Source organism: Longimicrobium sp. (assembly GCF_036554565.1).
Lineage (GTDB): Bacteria > Gemmatimonadota > Gemmatimonadetes > Longimicrobiales > Longimicrobiaceae > Longimicrobium.
This window is the reverse complement of sequence record NZ_DATBNB010000064.1, coordinates 1-1771: the sequence shown is the minus strand read 5'-3', so window position 1 is coordinate 1771 and position 1771 is coordinate 1. Positions and strand designations below refer to the sequence as shown.

The window sequence follows — 1771 nt, the reverse complement described above, 5'->3', positions numbered from 1 at the left end:
CCTGGCCGTGCACCAGCTGCGCGAAGTGGCCGGGGCTGCGGTGGCGGGCGACTAAAAGAACGTTTCACGCAGAGGTCGCAGAGGGAACGGAGAGGACGCAGAGAGCGAGCGCGGTTCTCTGCGTCCTCTCTGTCTTCTCTGCGTCCTCTGCGTGAAACGATGTAGCGAAACGGAGGGAGGGCACGGGAGATTTTCCCGCGCCCTCCCTCCTTTTTTGGTCGGATGGGGAATTATCCCGCTCCCGGCCGACAGAGTATCCCGAACGCATTTCGGGAACTCCATCGGCACTCAGGGACAGATGCGCCGGAGCACGCTCACCGCGGCCTTGCTGCTGCTCGCCGCCGCCAAATGCGGGGATGGAGGGCGAGGCGGAGGGGGAAGAGAACCCAATGACCTCGCGTACGCGAAAGCGATGGCGACGGGGGACTCGCTCGCCGTGTGGCCCGAGGCGGACGCGGGCCGGCCCGTGGTGCTGTACGTGGACCGCAGCCAGAGCATGCGCGGGTTCCTGGACCCGGCGTATCCCGGCCGCGTGGCGACGGACTATCGCTCCGTGATCGACGGTTTCGACGCCCGGCTGAAGCCGTCGCAGGTCTACGGCTTCGGCAACGAGGTCGCGGCCGCGGGACAGGGGCTCGGCGTGCTGGGGAACAAGGAGTTCTACGGCGACGCCAACACGGAGATCGAAGAGGTCTTCCCGCTGATCTCCGGCGATTCCGCCGCCTCGTCCACGCACGTACTCATCGGGGATGGCCGCCGCGGGAACCCTGACGCGGCCAACGGGCAGTTCGTGCGGATGCGGGCCTTGGCGGAGGAGTGGATCGGCCGCGGCGGCTCCTTCATCGTCGCGTCGTCCGCCGCGCCGTTTCGGCCCGTGGCGAACGATCCCGCTGGATGCGGCGATGCAGGAGACGCGGACCAGCAGACCTGCCCGCTCTACGCGTTCGCCTTCGTGGCTCCAGGCGACCAGGGCCGCGTGGCCGCCGCGCTCGCCTCCGTGTTCCAGAACCTGTACGTGACGCCGCTCCCCGCCGTCCCCGGGTCCGGCGTCGCAATGACATCTAGCGGATCGGCGGAGATCGACCTGGAGCCCGGCTGGACCTCCGCAGCCGACGCCACACCCATCGTCCGGGCGCGCGGGAAGACGGCGACGAACACGCCGCTCGCCGCCTCGCTCGTCCTCGACGACACCACGTCTCCCCGTGGACGTGCCATGCTGGCGTCGCTGCGCGGCCGGCGGCTGATGCCCATCCTCGCCGTCCGCACCCTTGCCGACAACCCTGCCGCCTCGCCCTGGCGCGCCTCCCCCGCGCGCGGCGGGCTCATGCGCCCCACCGCGGACCCGTTCACCTACGAGTTCATCTCGCGCGGCACGGGCCCCGAAGCCGCCCGGTACCTGTACCGGCTGCAGCTGCACCCCGCCGGGGAGCCGTCGTGGCTGGAGGCGTTCGATGCCGAGAGCGCCGGCGACGCCCTGCGGACGTACGGCCTCAGCCGGCTGTTCGAGAGCTTTCGGGGCCTGGACCCCCGCGCGGCGCCTCCCGTCCTGCGCGCCTACGTCGTCGTGAACTGAGCTGCGGCCCGCGCCCGCACACCCTTAACCCGCATCCTGAATCGTTATGTGGCAATTCCTACTGCACCTGTGGGCACCCCCGCCCGCCGACGTCGCGCTCATCTGTCCGCTTCCCGCGCCGGGTGAGCCGGCGGACCTGAACGGGTTCTTCGATCCCGCCTCGGTCCTCACGGCGTACCAGTGGACGGCCGTGGCGAC

General features: G+C 70.3%; 1 protein-coding gene. It reads left to right on the top strand.

All coding sequences use genetic code 11. The features are described 5' to 3' along the window. Positions 1-412: 412 nt before the first annotated feature. Positions 413-1573, top strand: coding sequence for a hypothetical protein (locus VIB55_RS01770; RefSeq protein WP_331874944.1), 1161 nt, complete (start codon positions 413-415; stop codon positions 1571-1573). The last annotated feature ends 198 nt before the right edge of the window (positions 1574-1771 follow it).

Excerpts from the sequence above, each read along its gene's own strand:
- VIB55_RS01770 (WP_331874944.1), top strand. The coding sequence starts at position 413 with ATGGCGACGGGGGACTCGCTCGCCGTGTGGCCCGAGGCGGACGCGGGC.